At 73.5% G+C, this 16357-nt stretch carries 14 protein-coding genes; 6 read left to right on the top strand and 8 right to left on the bottom strand.

Translation table 11 applies throughout. The annotated features are described in order from the left end of the window. Window positions 1-156: 156 nt before the first annotated feature. On the top strand, window positions 157-1509 hold the full coding sequence (locus FHU30_RS27045) for a cytochrome P450 (protein WP_253879512.1): 1353 nt from the start codon (window positions 157-159) through the stop codon (window positions 1507-1509). Window positions 1510-1543: 34 nt separating this feature from the next. After that, window positions 1544-2347, top strand: coding sequence for an SDR family oxidoreductase (locus FHU30_RS27040; protein WP_253879508.1), 804 nt, complete (start codon window positions 1544-1546; stop codon window positions 2345-2347). Here FHU30_RS27040 and FHU30_RS27035 read toward each other — a convergent pair. Both FHU30_RS27035 and FHU30_RS27030 read right to left on the bottom strand, forming a co-directional pair. Next, window positions 2344-3804: an aldehyde dehydrogenase family protein gene (locus tag FHU30_RS27035; protein ID WP_253879506.1), complete on the bottom strand. Its 1461-nt coding sequence runs from the start codon at window positions 3802-3804 to the stop codon at window positions 2344-2346. The genes FHU30_RS27040 and FHU30_RS27035 overlap by 4 nt on opposite strands. A gap of 109 nt (window positions 3805-3913) precedes the next feature. Then, on the bottom strand, window positions 3914-4765 hold the full coding sequence (locus FHU30_RS27030; RefSeq protein WP_253879504.1) for an oxygenase MpaB family protein: 852 nt from the start codon (window positions 4763-4765) through the stop codon (window positions 3914-3916). 98 nt (window positions 4766-4863) lie between these two features. On the opposite strand from FHU30_RS27030, the gene FHU30_RS27025 reads away from it, so the two are divergent. Together FHU30_RS27025 and FHU30_RS27020 are read left to right on the top strand one after the other, a co-directional pair. Further along, the gene (locus tag FHU30_RS27025) at window positions 4864-5478 is read left to right on the top strand and encodes a TetR/AcrR family transcriptional regulator (protein ID WP_253879498.1); all 615 of its coding nucleotides are present in this window, start codon (window positions 4864-4866) and stop codon (window positions 5476-5478) included. 42 nt (window positions 5479-5520) lie between these two features. Then, window positions 5521-6984: a carboxylesterase/lipase family protein gene (locus FHU30_RS27020; protein ID WP_253879491.1), complete on the top strand. Its 1464-nt coding sequence runs from the start codon at window positions 5521-5523 to the stop codon at window positions 6982-6984. A 147-nt stretch (window positions 6985-7131) separates the two neighbouring features. Here FHU30_RS27020 and lhgD read toward each other — a convergent pair whose 3' ends face one another. From lhgD to hisN, 3 genes are all read right to left on the bottom strand, one after another. Then, window positions 7132-8310 carry an L-2-hydroxyglutarate dehydrogenase gene (lhgD, locus tag FHU30_RS27015; RefSeq protein ID WP_253879639.1) on the bottom strand — a complete coding sequence of 393 codons (1179 nt, stop codon included), beginning with the start codon at window positions 8308-8310 and terminating at the stop codon, window positions 7132-7134. Between the two features lie 97 nt (window positions 8311-8407). Then, complete coding sequence (locus FHU30_RS27010) at window positions 8408-8599, bottom strand: tail-anchor membrane protein (RefSeq protein ID WP_253879490.1); 192 nt, start codon at window positions 8597-8599, stop codon at window positions 8408-8410. Window positions 8600-8790: 191 nt separating this feature from the next. Then, window positions 8791-9594, bottom strand: coding sequence for a histidinol-phosphatase (hisN, locus tag FHU30_RS27005; RefSeq protein WP_253879489.1), 804 nt, complete (start codon window positions 9592-9594; stop codon window positions 8791-8793). A 111-nt stretch (window positions 9595-9705) separates the two neighbouring features. Between hisN and FHU30_RS27000 the strand changes: the two genes are divergently transcribed. Next, window positions 9706-10557 (top strand): hypothetical protein, encoded by an 852-nt coding sequence (locus tag FHU30_RS27000; RefSeq protein ID WP_253879487.1) that lies wholly within the window; start codon window positions 9706-9708, stop codon window positions 10555-10557. A 31-nt stretch (window positions 10558-10588) separates the two neighbouring features. On the opposite strand, the gene FHU30_RS26995 is transcribed toward FHU30_RS27000, so the two are convergent. From FHU30_RS26995 to aroA, 3 genes are all read right to left on the bottom strand, one after another. Then, entirely contained in the window at window positions 10589-12265 is a 1677-nt protein-coding gene (locus FHU30_RS26995) for a serine/threonine-protein kinase (protein ID WP_253879486.1), read from the bottom strand. Between the two features lie 63 nt (window positions 12266-12328). Further along, window positions 12329-13216: a ribosome small subunit-dependent GTPase A gene (rsgA, locus tag FHU30_RS26990; protein ID WP_253879484.1), complete on the bottom strand. Its 888-nt coding sequence runs from the start codon at window positions 13214-13216 to the stop codon at window positions 12329-12331. 165 nt (window positions 13217-13381) lie between these two features. Next, window positions 13382-14677, bottom strand: a complete 1296-nt coding sequence (gene aroA / locus FHU30_RS26985) for a 3-phosphoshikimate 1-carboxyvinyltransferase (protein WP_253879483.1) — start codon at window positions 14675-14677, stop codon at window positions 13382-13384. 268 nt (window positions 14678-14945) lie between these two features. Between aroA and FHU30_RS26980 the strand changes: the two genes are divergently transcribed. Next, complete coding sequence (locus tag FHU30_RS26980; protein ID WP_253879482.1) at window positions 14946-16349, top strand: cytochrome ubiquinol oxidase subunit I; 1404 nt, start codon at window positions 14946-14948, stop codon at window positions 16347-16349. Window positions 16350-16357 lie beyond the last annotated feature (8 nt).

Raw genomic sequence — 16357 nt, 5'->3', positions numbered from 1 at the left:
ATCGCCCCCGGGCGAGGCTGGACGAGACGGTGCGGTGCCCGGCGCGGCTCTGGACACGCGGGGAAGCGGCACGCTACAACAGAGGAACAAATATCGCACTTTTGTAGCGCACCGGGCGGGCGATCCACGCCGGCCGCGGTGCCTGGGAGGTACCGCATGGCCACCCGCGTCCTCGCCGCCCCGCCCGCGGGCAGCGACCTCAAACCCGTCGTCGGGGTCCCCGGGCTCCCGTACGTCGGGAACACGATCCGGGTCATGCGGCATCCGTTCGAGGTGTCGCGCGAGCGGTACGCGCAGTTCGGCGAGGTGAGCTGGAGCTGGCTGCTCGGCCAGCGGACGGTGACCGTGCAGGGGCCGGAGGCCGCCGAGGCGGTGCTGGTCAACCGGGACAAGGCGTTCGCGAACGGCCCGGCGTGGAGCTTCTTCATCGGCCCTTTCTTCACCCGCGGGATCATGCTGCTCGACTTCGAGGAGCACCTGCACCACCGCCGCATCATGCAGCAGGCGTTCACCCGCCCGCGCCTCCAGGCGTACATGGAGACGATGGCGCCGAGCATCGGCAAGGGCCTGGACGCGTGGCAGCCCGCGCGCGGTTTCAAGGTCTACGACCACGTCAAGCAGCTCACGCTCGACCTCGCGACCGACGTGTTCATGGGCGTCGACCTGTCCCGCGCGGAGGCCGACCGGATCAACGGCGCGTTCGTCGACGCCGTCCGCGCCGGGACGGCCTACGTCCGCTTCCCGGTGCCCGGCCTGCGCTGGCAGAAGGGCCTTCGCGCGCGCAAGGCGCTGGAGGAGTTCTTCCGGACGCACCTGCCCGCCAAGCGCCGGGACGGCGGGGACGACCTGTTCGCCGCGCTCTGCGCCGCCGAGACCGACGACGGCCACCGGTTCACCGACGAGGACGTCGTCAACCACATGATCTTCGCGCTGATGGCGGCGCACGACACCACCACGATCACGCTCACCACGATGGCGTACTACCTGGCCAAGTACCCCGAGTGGCAGGAGCGGCTGCGGGAGGAGTCGGCCGCGCTCGGCAAGCCCGTCCTGGACTTCGCCGACCTGGACGCCATGACCGGCATCGACGCGGTCATGAAGGAGTCGCTGCGGCTGGTGTCGCCGGTGCCCGCGCTGCCGCGCAAGGCCGTCAAGGACACCGAGCTGCTCGGCTTCCACATCCCCAAGGGGACGACCGTGGTCGTCCCGCAGCTCACCAACCACCGCATGCCGGAGGTCTGGACGGACCCGGACCGCTTCGACCCCGGCCGCTTCGCGCCCGACCGCCGCGAGGACAAGGCGCACAAGTACGCCTGGTCGCCGTTCGGCGGCGGCGCGCACAAGTGCATCGGCCTGCACTTCGCGGGCATGCAGGTGAAGAGCATCATGCACCAGTGGCTGCTGCGGTACCGGTGGAGCGTCCCCGGCCGCTACACCTGGCCGCTCGACACCACGTCCCTCCCGTCCCCGAAGGACGGGCTGCCCGTCCACCTGGAGCGCCTGTCATGAGCCCGGCGCCTGTCATGAGCCTGGAGGGCCCGTCATGAGCAAGGTCGTCGTCATCACCGGTGCCGCGCGCGGGATCGGCTTCGCCACCGCGCGCGCGTGCAAGGCCAAGGGCGGGACGGTCGTCATCGGCGACATCGACGAGGCCGCGGCGAAGGCGGCCGGGGAGCGGCTCGGCGCCACGGCCCTCCCGGTGGACGTCACGTCGCGCGAGTCGTTCGAGGCGTTCCTCGCGGCGGCCGAGGCCGCGCACGGGCGGATCGACGTGCTGGTCAACAACGCGGGCATCATGCCGATCGGCCCGGTGACCGGCGAGTCGGACGCGGACGCGCGCCGCTGCCTGGACATCAACGTGCACGGCGTCATGCTCGGAACCAAGCTCGCGCTGGCCCGGATGCTGCCGCGCGGGCGCGGCCACGTCATCAACATCGCGTCGGTGGCCGGGCTGCTGCCGACGCCCGGCCTCGCGCTCTACAACGCGAGCAAGGCCGCCGTCGTCGCGTTCACCGAGGCGGCGCGGCTGGAGGTGCTGGACAGCGGCGTGCACGTGACCGCCGTCCTGCCGTCCTTCACCAACACCGAGCTGATCGCCGGGACGGACTCGCCGCGCGGGCAGAGGAACTGCGAGCCCGAGGACATCGCGGACGCGATCGTCGCGGTCATCGGACGTCCGCGCGCGCAGGTCGTCGTCCCTGCCAACCTCGGCCTCCCGACCAAGCTCGGGCAGCTGTTCCCCGAGCGCGTGCGGGAGGCCGTGATGCGGCTGTACCGGCTGGACAAGGTCTTCCTGGACTGGGACCACGAGGCCCGCAAGTTTTACGACGACCGGATCCGGAACTAGAAGGGGTAGTGGGCCTGCTGGGTGGCCAGGGTCACCCAGCGGGTGTTCGAGAACGCCTCCAGGCCCCAGCGCCCGCCGAACCGTCCGTACCCGGAGACGCCGAAGCCGCCGAACGGCGCCTGCGGCTCGTCCCCGACGGACTGGTCGTTGACGTGCACGATCCCGGTCCTGAGCCGGCGCGCGACGCGCAGCCCGTGGGTGCCGTTCTCGGTGATGATCCCGGCGGTCAGGCCGTGCTCGGTGTCGTTCGCCTTGGCCACGGCCTCGTCGTCGGTGGCGAACGTGTCGACCACGCACACCGGCCCGAACGCCTCGCCCTGGTACAGCTCGGCGTCCCGCGTCAGACCGGTGAGGACGGTCGCCGGGTGGACGGCGCCGTCCGGCTCCCCGCCGCCGGTGACGACGGTCGCGCCCTTGGCGACGGCGTCCTGGACGAGCGCCGCGACGCGCTGCGCGGCCGCCCGCGTGACCAGCGGCCCGATCACCGTGGACGGCACGGACGGGTCGCCCGACGGCAGCGCCGCGACCTTGGCCGCGAACCTCGCCGTGAACTCCTCGGCCAGCGACTCGTGCACGAGCAACCGGTCGCCGGACATGCAGATCTGGCCCGCGTTCATGAACACGCCGAACGTCGCGGCGTCCACGGCGTAGTCGAGGTCCGCGTCGTCCAGGACGATGATCGCGTTCTTGCCGCCCAGCTCCAGCAGCGCGGGCTTGAGGTGCCTCGCCGCGTGCGTCCCGATGATCCGGCCGACGCCGGTCGAGCCGGTGAAGTTGACGGCCCGGACGCGCGGGTCGGCGATCAGCGTCTCGGCGATCCCGGCCGCGTCCGCCGGGTCGTTGGTGATGACGTTCAGCACGCCGTCCGGGAGGCCCGCTTCGCTCAGCACGTCCGCGATGAGCAGGCCGCACGCGATCGGCGCGTCCTCGCTGGGCTTCATCACGACCGTGTTCCCGGCCGCGAGCGCCGCCGCCACCGACCGGACGCCGAGGATGACCGGCGCGTTCCACGGCGAGAACGCCGCGACGACGCCGACCGGCTCGCGCACCGCGAGGCCGAGCGCACCGGGCTCCTGCGCGGCGAGGACGTCGCCGCGCGGCGCGGTGACCGCGGCGGCCGCCTCGCGCAGCATGTTCGCGGCGAGCATCACGTTGAACCCGGCCCACGGCGCGGTCCCGCCGACCTCGGCCGCCATCAGCGCGGCCACCTCGGCCGCCCGCCCGTCCAGCAGGTCGGCGGCGCGCAGGAAGACCGCGCGGCGGGCGTAGGGGGACACCGCCGCCCACGCCTCGAACGCCGCGTCCGCCGCGTCCACGGCCGCCGCGACGTCCTCCGGCCCGGCCGCCGCGACGGTCGCGTACACCTCGCCGGTGAAGGGGGAGACGTCGTCGGTCGTCCGCCCCGACCGGGCCGGGACGTCCTTGCCGCCGATCAGCAGCGCGCGGGTGATGGGCATCGTCTCTCCTTCGCGGGCCGCACCGTCGCGGCCGGTCGTCCTTCCGCGCAGTGTCCGCCCTGCGCCACCGGTGCCGCAGGCGCTCTTTCCGCTCAGCGGAAACCTCCGCTCAGCGGACGCTCGGACGGCCGTCCCTGCGGAAGGCGCGGCGGGCCTGCGGGAAGTAGCGGACGGCCTCGGGCAGCGTCCGCCAGAGCGGGCCCAGCCGCCGGACGGTCGCGGCGAAGCGTTGGTAGCGGCGCTCATCCGCGGCGCTCCAGGGGAGGTCGAGCAGTTCGCGCATGCGCGGGTGGCAGCCGCCGACCGTGATGAAGCGCGCGACGGCGTTCAGCGGCGGCGAGACCGCGCGCCAGAGCGGCTTCGGGACCTTCGGCGGCGCGGGCAGGCCCTTGGTGACGTAGCCGACGCCGTAGCGGGCGGTCTTGTGGGCGACGACGACCTCGGCGAGCATGCGCTCCCAGTAGTCCTCGAAGTCGTCCCAGGTCTCGGGCATCGTCCGGTCGCTGACCCCGTACATCCGGTACCAGGTCTTCGACTCCTCGTAGATGCGGCGCTTGTCGGCCGGGCTCAGCGGCCGGACGAACGTCTCGATCCCGTAGACCAGGTGGTCGAGGAACGTGGCGTGCGCCCAGAAGTAGGTCTCCGGATCGAGCGCGTGGTAGCGGTCGCCGTCCGGTAGGGAGCCCTTGATGCCGCGGTGGAAGTCGCGGACGCGGCGTCCGGACGCGGCCGCGTCCGGCCCGCCGTAGACCGTGTCCAGGATCGGCCCGGCCGAGCGCTTCAGCCGCGCGAACGTCTCGTCGAAGAACACCGAGTGGTCCAGGACGCCCTGGCCGAGCGCCGGGAGCATGTTCTGCAGCACCGCGGCGCGCGGGCCGACCAGCAGCAGCCGGGTGTCGGCGAAGTAGGCCCAGGTCAGCGAAGCAGGGCCGAGGGGAGCGGGCGCGGTCGTGGCCGTCACGGGTCACCGCCGGGGCTGGAGGGGGCACGGAAAATGGAGGACAAAAGCATGATGATTGTAACTATGTTCCACCACGGCGGCCAGCATAGGGTGCGGGCATGACCATGGACGCGTCCCCGCTGGCCGGGCTGCTGGAGGCGGCCCCCGACCCCGACGACCTCGACACGCGGATCCTGGACGCGGCGCTCGCCGAGTTCGAGACCTACGGGCTGCGCCGGGTCAGCGTCGAGGACGTCGCGCGCCGCGCCGGGGTCGCCCGCACGACCATCTACCGCCGGTTCACCAACAAGGAGCTGCTCCTCCAGGCCGTCAACCTGCGCGAGGTCCGGCGCTTCCTCACCGCGATCTCGGCCGCCACCGAGAGCCGCCGGAACGCGGTGGACGCCGTCGTCGAGGGCTTCGTGGTCGGGCTCGCCGCGGCCCGCTCGCACCCGCTGATCACCCGCGTGCTGCAGAGCGAGCCGGAGGTGTTCGTCCGGCAGCTCGGCATGAACGGCGGCGCGGTGCTGCTCGCCGCCCGGGACATCCTCGCCGCCCGGCTGCGCCGCGCCCTGCCGGAGGCCGACCCGGACGAGATCGCCGCCGCGTCCGAGGTGATGCTGCGGGTCGCGGTGTCGGTGCTGCTGATCCCCGGCGGCGGCATCCCGCTCCAGGACGAGTCGGACATCCGGGCTTTCGCCCGCATACATCTCACCCGCCTGCTGCCGGGTTAGGCTGCAACCCTCGAATCCTGTTCTAGAACGGCGGAGGCGCGCATGGAGTCGGCGATCGTCGCTACCCGACACGGCAAGGTCAGAGGCAGGCTCCTGGAGAACGGCGTCGCCGCCTACCTCGGCATCCCGTACGCCGCGCCGCCGTTCGGCGCGAACCGGTTCCGCGAGCCGCGCCCGCCCGCGTCCTGGGACGGCGTCCGCGACACGGTCGAGTACGGGGCGACCGTCCCCAAGCCCGGCTACCCCCGGCCGTTCGACAAGCTGCTGCCCGACCCGGTCGTCCCCGGCGAGGACTGCCTCAACCTCAACGTCTGGACGCCCGACCCCGGCGGCTCCGGCCTCCCGGTCATGGTCTGGATCCACGGCGGCGCGTTCCGCAACGGCTCCGGCGCCGTCCCGATCTACTCGGGCGCGAACTTCGCCCGCGACGGCGTGGTCTGCGTCACGCTGAACTACCGGCTCGGTGTAGAGGGCTTCGGCCACTTTCCGGACGCGCCGTCCAACCGCGGCCTGCGCGACCAGATCAGCGCCCTGGAATGGGTGCGCGACAACATCGCCGGTTTCGGCGGCGACCCGGACAACGTCACGGTCTTCGGCGAGTCCGCGGGGGCGATGAGCGTCAACACGCTGCTCTCCCTCGACCTCGGCCTGTTCCGCCGTGCCATCGCGCAGAGCGGCGGCGGTAACGTCGCCCAGACCCCCGAGGACGCGACCCTCGTCCTGGCCGAGACCGCCCGCCGCCTGGGTGTCGAGCCGACCGCCGAGGCCTTCGCCCAGATCGCGCCGTCCGCCATCATCCCCGTCCAGGCGGGCGTCGCCGCCGAGGTCGCCACCCTGCCCGACCCCGGACGCTGGGGACCCACGACCGCGCGCACCGCCATGGCGTACGTCCCCGTCCTGGACGGCGACCTGCTCACCCGCACCGCCGAGGACGGCATCGCCGCCGGCGCCGCCGCGGGCACCGACCTGCTCATCGGCTGCACGACCGAGGAGTTCCGCCTGTTCCTCATGCCGAACGGCCTGGCGAAGGTGGTCACCGACGACCTCGTGGCGCCCATCGCGTCCGCCATGGGCGCCCCCGCGGCCGTCATCGACGCCCACCGCGACCTCTACGCCGACCCGGGCGAACGCCTCGCCGCGCTCATCACCGAGTCGCTGTTCCGCATCCCCGCCACGCGCCTGGCCGCGTCCCACCGGGCCCGCACCTGGATGTACGAGTTCGCCTGGCGCAGCCCCGTTCACGACCTCGGTGCCTGCCACGCCCTGGAGCTGGGCTTCGTCTTCGACAACCTCGACTCCGCCGACCCGGACGGCCTCGCGGGCCCCAACCCGCCGCAGCCCCTCGCCGACACCATGCACAAGGCCTGGGTCGACTTCGCCACCTCGGGCAATCCCGGCTGGCCGCAGTACACCCCCGGCACCCGCCAGACCCGCCGCTTCGGCGACGCCAAGAACCCCCTGGTGAACGCCCCGAACGAGAACCTCCGCCGCCTCTGGGACGCCTGACCTCCCGGAACTCCGGAGCTCCGAGGCCGATCAGCAGACGAGCCGCCAGCCGAGCCGTCCGGTGAAGAACTCCGCCGTGGCGTAGGGGTCGTCGCAGGCGAGGAACAGCGAGAGCATGCGCCCACGGTAGAGGGCGGCTCCGACGTTCTAGCCGAAGGCTTCGGCGACGACGTAGCGGGCTATGGCCAGGGACGACGTGGCGCCCGGGGACGGGGCGTTCCGGACGGACGTGATCGGGCCCAGGCGGCTGATGCGGAAGTCGTCCACGAGCGAGCCGTCCGGGTCGATGGCCTGGGCGCGGACTCCGGCCGGGGCCGGAACGACGTCCGAGGTCTTCAGGGACGGGACGAACGAGCGGGCCTCCTTCACGAAGGCGCGCTTGAACAGCGACCCGTACATCTCCTTGGCGCCGGTGCGCCAGTGCTGCCGGGCCAGGGCGGCGAAGCCCGGCCAGGCCAGGGTCTCCTTGAGGTCGCGGGGGCTCACGTCGCGGCGGCGGTAGCCCTCGCGGGCCAGCGCGAGGACGGCGTTCGGACCCACGTCCACACCGCCGTCCACCCGGCGGGTGAAGTGCACGCCGAGGAACGGGTAGCGCGGGTCGGGCACCGGGTAGATCAGGCCGCGGACCAGGTCCGGCCTGGTCAGGCGGTAGTACTCGCCGCGGAACGGGATGATCGCCGGGCCCGGGCCGTCGCCCGCCAGCCGGGCCACCCGGTCGGACTGCAGGCCCGCGCAGATCACCAGCCGGTCGAACACCAGCTCCTCGTCGCGGGACGCGACGGCGACGCGCTCGCCGGCGCGGGAGATGCGGACGACCTCGAAGCCGAGCCGGACGGTCCCGCCCGCGTCGGTCACGTCGCGCGCGTAGGCGCGGGCGATCGCGGGGAAGTCGACGATCGCGGTCGTGGGGGAGTGCAGCGCGGCGACGCCGCGCGCGTGCGGCTCGACCTCGCGCAGCTCGGCGGAGGTGAGGCGGCGCAGGTCCGGCACGCCGTTCGCGGTGGCGCGCTTCTCGATCTCCAGGAGCGGTTCGAGCTCGGCGGCCGTCCGCGCCACGACGACCTTGCCGCACTCGTCGTACGGCAGCCCCCGGTCGGCGCAGTACTCCTTGAGCAGGCCGATGCCCTCGCGGCACAGCCGCGCCTTGAGCGAGCCGGGCGCGTAGTACAGGCCCGCGTGGGCGACACCGCTGTTGTGGCCGGTCTGGTGCGCGGCGACCCGGTCCTCCTTGTCGAGGACGGTGATCTCCGCGTCCGGGCGGACCTCTCCCAGGCGGCGCGCGACCGCCAGTCCCAGGATGCCCGCGCCGACCACACCGATGCGCATTTCGGTCACCCGGGCACCCTACGGTCCGGGCGCCGGGGCTGCCCAGGGGCCCGGCCGGTCCCGGTCGGGCTGTCCGTTCCGGGGCCGGGGGCGCGGGTCAGCTGCCGAGGCGCTTGCGGCTCTGCGCCCGGACGCGCTTGCGCTGGGACGGGTCGAGCATCAGGTACCCCGCGACCGGCAGGCCGATCGCGGCGAGCACGAGCAGCCCGACCACCCAGGTCGGCAGGACGATCCACAGCAGCAGCGAGATGATCACGCCGCCGATCGCGATTTTTGCCGGTGTGTTCATGGTCCGAACCTCCGTACGGCCGCCTACCTATGAAGACGGCCGAGGCGGGCCGCCGGTTCCAAGATATGTCGCGTTTCCCCGGCGGTCGAGCGCCGACCGCGCAGGTGAGCACGTTCCCGGAACCCGGCGCCCCCACGCCCGGACGGTCCGCGGACGGCCAGCGGACGGTCTGCGGTCCCCTCCCGGAAGGGTCAGACGCGGAGGGTGAGGCGGCCGCCGCCGAGCGCCCGGAGCACCTCGGCGTGGAGCTGGCCGTTGGTGCAGACGACGCTGCCGCCGTCCGGTCCCGGGACGCCGGACAGGTCGGTGAACATGCCGCCCGCCTCCTCGACGATCACCTGGAGGGCGGCGAGGTCCCACAGGGACACCTCGGGCTCGGCGGAGATGTCGACCGCGCCCTCGGCGACCATCATGTGCGACCAGAAGTCGCCGAACGCGCGCGTCCGCCACACCGAGCGGGTGAGGTCGAGGAACTTGTCGAGCCGGCCCTGCTCCTCCCAGCCGCCCAGCGAGGAGAACGACAGCGACGCGTCCGACAGGTCGGTGACCTGGGACACCTGGATCCGCTGCGCCCGGTTGAGGGCGCGGCCCGTCCAGGCGCCGCCGTCGCGCATCGCCCACCAGCGGCGGTTCAGCGACGGCGCGGACACCACGCCGACCACGACCTCGTCCCGTTCCATCAGCGCGATCAGCGTCGCCCACACCGGGACGCCGCGGACGAAGTTCTTGGTGGCGTCGATCGGGTCGATGATCCAGCAGCGCTTGCCGCCGCCGGTGCGGCCGTACTCCTCGCCGAGGATCGCGTCGCGCGGCCGGGCCCGGCTCAGCGTGGACCGGATCTGCTCCTCCACGCTGCGGTCGGCGTCGCTGACCGGGGTCAGGTCGGGTTTGGTCTCGACCGCGAGGTCCAGCGCACGGAACCGCTTGGTGGTGATGTCGTCGGCCGCGTCGGCCAGCACGTGCGCCAGTCGCAGGTCATCGGAAAAGCTCGCCACGGCCGGACACGCTACCGCGATCACGGCCTGCGGCGACAGCCTTACCGGAAGCTCGGCCCCGAAGCGTGGCGGAGGGGCGGCGGAGCGTGCCGGGATGGGACGATGGCGGGCATGGCGCACGACCTTCCCGGGTGGGTGGCCGAACTGACCGACCCGCGCCGGGCCTCGACGCTCGACGAACTGGCCGACCGGCTCGTCCCGCTGGCGGAGCACGCGATCGACGTGTCCCGCCGGTTGCAGGCGTTGCTGAACGAACTGAACGACCCGTTCAAGCGGGACGCCCTGTACGGCCGGGTCGACCGGCTGAAGACCCGGTCCGGGGAGGCGATGGACGAGATCACCGGGGAGATCGCGGCGTCCGGCGCCGAGCGGGTGGAGCGGATCTGGGCGCACTGGCTCGACCGGACGCGTCCGGTCGACCGGTCCGGCGGGCGCGCGCGGGAGCTGCGCCGCCACCTGGAGGGCGAGATCGTCCCGGAGCTGACCCGGCGGCAGCGCGAGGTGGCCGAGCGGGTCGCCGCGCGCACCTCGGCGGCGCTGGAGGACGCGACGCAGATCCTGCTCACCCGGGTCGAGGAGCTGGCGAAGGCGGTGACCGAGCTGATCCACGGCGTGCTGCCGATGGCCCGCGAGGGCCTCGCGCTGGCGAGCCGCATCTCGGCGCTGTCGACGCGGGCGCGGCAGGTCGGCCGCGGCCCGGTCCCGGACGCGATGCGCGAGGAGACCGTCGAGATCTCCCGGACGTTCGACGAGGCGGTGGCGCGGCTGGAGCTGGAGTGGGCCACGCTCGGCGCCCGCTCGGCGACCGTCCGGTCCGCGCTGCGGGCCGCGGAGGAGACCGCGTTCTCGCAGGTCACGCAGGCGATGACCGAGTGCGTCGAGGAGCTGGCGCCCGAGCACGTCCGGGTCCTGCAGGAGACCGAGGCCCGCGCCGCGACGCTCTTCGACCGCCTCGCCGACTGAGCCGCGCCCGGGCCCGGGCCGAGCCCGGACGTCACTTGAGGGTGAAGGTCTTGCAGAACTCGTCGTAGGCGCCCTGGCCGCCGTCCCAGTCCTTCTGCGCGGCGGCCATGAGGATCGCCTCCGCGCCGCCCTCGACCTGGAAGACCCGGACGACCGCGCGCCCCTGGACGTCCTTGCCGTTGTCGGCCCGGCGGGTGAAGGTGAACTGGAGCTCTCCGGCGTCGTGCCCGTTGACCGGCACCGAGTCCTTGCGGCCGACCTCCTTGTAGTCGCGGTAGGCGTCGCTCTGGCTGAGGCTCTTGCTGACCTCGGTGAGCATCAGGCCGTTGGTGAGGTAGAGGCCGGTCGCCTTGAAGACCGAGATGCCCCGGATGACGCCGGGCGCCGGGTCCTGGAAGGTGACGTCGCCGCCGCTGCCCTTGTCGTCGATCTTCCAGCCCGTCGGGTACGCGGCGCTGAACGCGCTGCCGTTGTAGAGCGTGTACCCGCTCGGGAGCGGCTGCGTCGGCGTCGCGGACGCGGACGGCGACTGCTGCACCGGCGGGGACGCCGCGGTGGCCGGCCCGGTCGGCGGATGCGCCCCGGACGCGCCGTTCCTGGAGTTGTCCTTCATGAACACGACCAGCACGACGGCCGCGATCAGGATCAGCACGCCGAACACCGCCGCCGGGACGATCACGGGCCACGGCACCTGCCGGCCCGGACGCGCCGGAGGCTGCGTCGGGGCGTCCATCGGGGGAGGCGTCGGGAAGCCGGGCGGCGGAGGCTGCGGCGGCGGGAAGGACGGGTTGTCGAGCGACGGGTCCTTCGGCGGCGGGAAGGACAGGTCGTCCACCGAGGGGTCCTTGGGCGGCTCGACCAGCGGGATGCCCAGCGGCGGCGAGGGGACGGCCGCGGGCGCCTGGACGATCTGCCGCAGCGCCCGGACGGCCTCGTCCGCGCCCATCCGGCGGTCGGGGTCGCGCTGCAGCAGCCCGGTCAGGACGGGCGTGAGCGGGCCGGCGAGCCGCGTCGGGTCCGGTTCGTCCGACAGGAGCGCGGCCATCACGCCCCACACGTCGTCGCGCTTGAACGGCGGCCGCCCCTCGACCGCCGCGTAGAGCGTCGCGCCGAGCGACCACAGGTCGGACGCGGGCGTCGCCTTCTGGTGCCGGGCCTGCTCGGGCGCGAGGTAGGCGGGGGAGCCGACGACGACGCCGGTCTGCGTCAGCGTCTCGTCGCCCGCGATCGAGGCGATGCCGAAGTCGGTGAGGACGGCCCGCTCCGTCCCGAGCAGCACGTTGCCCGGCTTGACGTCGCGGTGCACGACCCCGGCGGCGTGCGCGTGCCGGAGCGCGTCCAGCAGGTCCAGGCCGATCGCGGCGACGCGGACGGGCGGCAGCGGGCGCCCCTGCCGGTTGATGAAGGCGTCCAGCGCGGGCGCGCGGACGAGGCTCATGACGATCCAGGGCCGCCCATCCTCCTCGACCACGTCGTGGACGGTGACGATGCCGGGATGGTCGAGCCGCGCGGCGGACCGGGCCTCCCGGAGCGTCCGGGCGTGCACCCGCGCGACCTGGTCGGCGGTCAGGCCGGGCGGGAGGTCGACCTCCTTGACCGCGACCTCGCGGTCGAGCGTGCGGTCGCGGGCGCGCCACACGGCGCCCATGCCGCCGCGGCCGAGCACCTCCAGGAGTTCGTACCGCCCTGCGATCACCTTGGGGGGCATGGCCCCAGACGATACCGATTCGCCCGCCCCGAGCGCCCCGCACAATCGCCGGGCTGTGCGGGGCTAGGGGACGGGCGGGTCGTCGTGTTGCTCGGTCGGCTGGTCCGGGTCGCCCTCGCGGCTGCGGAGCAGGCGGCGCAGGGAGTCGAGGCGCGCCTGGCCGGCGTGGCCGTCGGCGACCCACGAGTCCAGCCCGCAGTCGGCCTGGAGGTGGTCGCAGTGCGGCGGGCAGCGCTCGGCCGCGCCCTCGGCGAGGTCCTCGAACGCGTCGATGACGTTCTCGGGCTTGACGTGCGCGAGGCCGAAGCTGCGCACGCCGGGCGTGTCGATGATCCAGCCGGTCTTCTCCGGCAGCTCCAGCGCGAGCGCGGACGAGGAGGTGTGCCGGCCGCGGCCGGTGACGGCGTTGACATGCGAGACGGCCCGTCCGGCGTCCGGGACCAGCGCGTTCACCAGCGTGGACTTGCCGACACCGCTGTGCCCGACCAGCACGGTCACCCGCCCGGCGAGCAGCTCGCGCAGCTCGGCCGGGTCGTCGCCGCGCCGGGTCACCACGTACGGGACGCCGAGCGGCTCGTAGATCTCCAGCAGCGCCGCTGGGGGCGCGAGGTCGGCCTTGGTGAGGACGAGCAGCGGGTCCATGCCCGCGTCGTAGGCGGCGACGAGCTGCCGGTCGATCATCCGGGGCCGCGGCTCCGGGTCGGCGAGCGCGGTGACGATCGCGAGCTGGTCGGCGTTGGCGACGATGACCCGCTCGAACGGGTCGGTGTCGTCGGCGGTGCGGCGCAGCGTGGACGTGCGCGGCTCGATCCGGACGATCCGGGCGAGCGTGTCGGGCCGTCCGGACACGTCCCCGACCAGCGCGACGCGGTCGCCGACCACGACGCTCTTGCGGCCGAGCTCGCGCGCCCGCATCGCAGTGATCTCGCGCTCCCCGTCGGCGTCCACCACCAGGCAGCGGTACCGGCCCCGGTCGACGGCGGTGACCAGGGCGACGACGGCGTCCTCGTGCGCGGGGCGGATCCGGGTGCGCGGCCGCGAACCACGCCGTCCGGGCCGGATCCGGACGTCGTCCTCGTCGTAGTCGCGTGTTCGGCGTGCCAGTGGTCCGCCCCTCTATCCGGCCGTCGCGAGCATCGCGCTCCACCGATCGGTGAAGTCGGGAAGTGTCTTGCCCACCGTGCCCACGTTCTCCACCCGGACGTCCGGGACGGCGAGGCCGAGGACGGCGCCCGCCATGACCATCCGATGGTCGTCGTAGGTGTGGAAGACGCCGCCGCGCAGCGGGCGCGGGGTGATCTCCAGGCCGTCCGGCAGCTCGCGGACGTCGCCGCCGAGCCCGCCGATCTCCCGGACGAGCGCGGCGAGCCGGTCGGTCTCGTGGCCGCGCAGGTGCGCGATGCCGGTCAGCCGGGACGGGCCGTCCGCGAGCGCGGCGAGCGCGGCCAGCACCGGTGTCAGCTCGCCCACGTCGCGCAGGTCGGCCGTCAGCCCGGCGAACCCGCCGCCGGGGCCGCGGACGGTCAGGCCGTCCGGGCCGAGGGACACGTCCGCGCCCATGTCGGCGAGCAGCGAGCGCAGCGCGTCGCCGGGCTGCGTAGTCTCGGACGGCCAGCCGGGCACGGTGACCCTGCCGCCGGTCACCAGCGCCGCGCCGAGGAACTGCGCCGCGTTCGACAGGTCGGGCTCGATGTGCCAGTCGCGGCCCTTCAGCTCGCCGGGCGCGACCCGCCAGACGTCCGGCTCGGAGTCGTCGACGGTGGCCCCGGCCTCGCGGAGCATCGCGACCGTCATCGCCAGGTGCGGCGCGGACGGCACCGGCGGCCCCTCGTGCCGCACCTCCACGCCCTGGTCGTAGCGCGGCGCGGACAGCAGCAGGCCCGAGACGAGCTGGGACGACGCGGAGGCGTCCAGCGTGACCGTGCCGCCGCGCAGCGCGCCGCGGCCGTGCACGGTGAACGGCAGCGCGCCGCGCCCGCCGTCGTCGATGCCGGCGCCGAGCGCGCGCAGCGCGTCCAGCAGCGGGCCCATCGGCCGGTTCCGGGCGTGCGGGTCGCCGTCGACCGAGACCTCGCCGTCGGCGAGCGCCGCGACGGGCGGCAGGAACCGCATGACCGTCCCGGCGAGGCCCACGTCGATGTCGGCGGGACCGCGCAGCCGCGGGCCGGGCGCGATGAGCCAGTCCCGCTCGTCCTCCGAGACGTCCGCGCCGAGGGCGCGCAGCGCGTGCGCCATCAGCTCGGTGTCGCGGCTGACCAGCGGGCGGCCGATCCGCGACGACCCGGCCGCGGTCGCGGCCAGGATCATCGCCCGGTTCGTCATCGACTTGGAGCCGGGCAGCGGCACCACGGCGTCCACCGGGCCGGGCGCCACGGGCGCGACCCAGTCGCGCTCGGTTTCGGAGAGCGGCATGCCCCAAGGTTATCGGGCGCGGCCCCGCCCGCCCCGGCGCCGGGCCCTCCCGGACGCGCCGGCAGGCCCAGCCGGACGCGCCGGACGCAGCGGCGAGCGCCGCCGGACGCGGCGGCGAGGACCGCCGGATACGGCCCGGACCTTGCCGGGCAAATCCTGGCCAAGTTTGGGACAACATCCTGATCGCGCCCCGGATCCGTGCCGGTCGCGGGCATAGGTTCCACGCCGTACCAGGAGATCGCGGCCTGGGGATCCGGGGAGGCGAGGCGTGGACCAGTTGCTGCTCGCGCGGTGGCAGTTCGGGGTCACCACCGTGTACCACTTCCTGTTCGTGCCGGTCACGATCGGGATGTCGCTGCTGGTGGCGATCCTGCAGACGGCGTGGGCGCGGACCGGGAGCGAGCGCTACCTGAAGGCCACCAAGTTCTGGAGCACGCTGTTCCTGATCAACTTCGGCATGGGCCTGGTGACCGGGATCGTGCAGGAGTTCCAGTTCGGCATGAACTGGTCGGACTACTCCAGGTTCGTCGGGGACATCTTCGGCGCGCCGCTCGCGATGGAGGCGCTGCTCGCGTTCTTCCTGGAGTCGACCTTCCTCGGCCTGTGGATCTTCGGCTGGGACCGGCTGCCGCGCCCGCTGCACCTCGCCTGCATCTGGATCGTGGCGGCCGGGACGATGCTGTCCGGCTACTTCATCCTGGCGGCGAACTCGTTCATGCAGCACCCGGTCGGGTTCCGGTTCGACCCGGCGCGGCAGCGCGCCGAGCTGACCTCGTTCACCGACGTGCTGACCAACAAGGTCGTCCTCGCGACGTTCCCGCACACGATCTTCGGCTGCTGGGTGACCGCCGGGGTGCTCACCTCGGGCGTCGCCGCCTGGCACCTGCTCCGCAAGCGCAACCTCGACGTGATGCGGACCTCGTTCCGGCTCGGGCTGGTCGCGACGGTCATCGGCTTCGTCGGCGTCGGGATCTCCGGCGACCTGCTCGGCAAGGTGATGACCGAGACGCAGCCGATGAAGATGGCCGCCGCCGAGGCGCTCTACCGGACGGAGAAGCCCGCGTCGTTCTCGATCTTCACGATCGGCACCCTGGACGGCTCGCGCCCGCTCTGGGAGGTGCAGGTCCCGCACCTGCTGTCGTTCCTCGCCACGGGGACCCTCGACGGCGAGGTCCGGGGCATCGACAACCTGAACGCCGAGTACAAGCGGCTGTACGGGCCGGGCGACTACCGGCCGGTCATCCCGATCGCCTACTGGGGCTTCCGGATCATGATCGGCGCGGGTGGGCTGGCGACGCTGGTCGCGCTCGCCGGGCTGTGGCTGACCCGGCGCGGACGTCTGCCCGGCGGCAGCTGGGCGCCCTGGTTCTGGCGGGTGGCGCTGCTCGCGATCGTGCTGCCGTTCATCGCGCACTCGGCCGGTTGGATCTTCACCGAGATGGCCCGCCAGCCCTGGGTCGTGTTCTCGCTGATGCAGACCCGGCACGGCGTCTCGCCCTCGGTCCCGTCCGGGACCGTGCTGACCTCGCTGATCGTCTACACCCTGCTGTACGGGGTGCTCGCCGTGGTCGAGGTGGGGCTGATGGTCAAGTACGCCAAGGCCGACCCGCCCGACGTCTCCGCCGAGCCGGACGAGCCCGGCGGCGGCGACCAGCCCGCGTTCGCGTACTGAGTGGGAGC

Source organism: Actinomadura rupiterrae (genome assembly GCF_024172125.1).
Classification (GTDB): Bacteria; Actinomycetota; Actinomycetes; order Streptosporangiales; family Streptosporangiaceae; genus Spirillospora; species Spirillospora rupiterrae.
The sequence above is the reverse complement of the archived record's forward strand: the minus strand, read 5'-3'. Positions and strand labels throughout refer to the sequence as shown.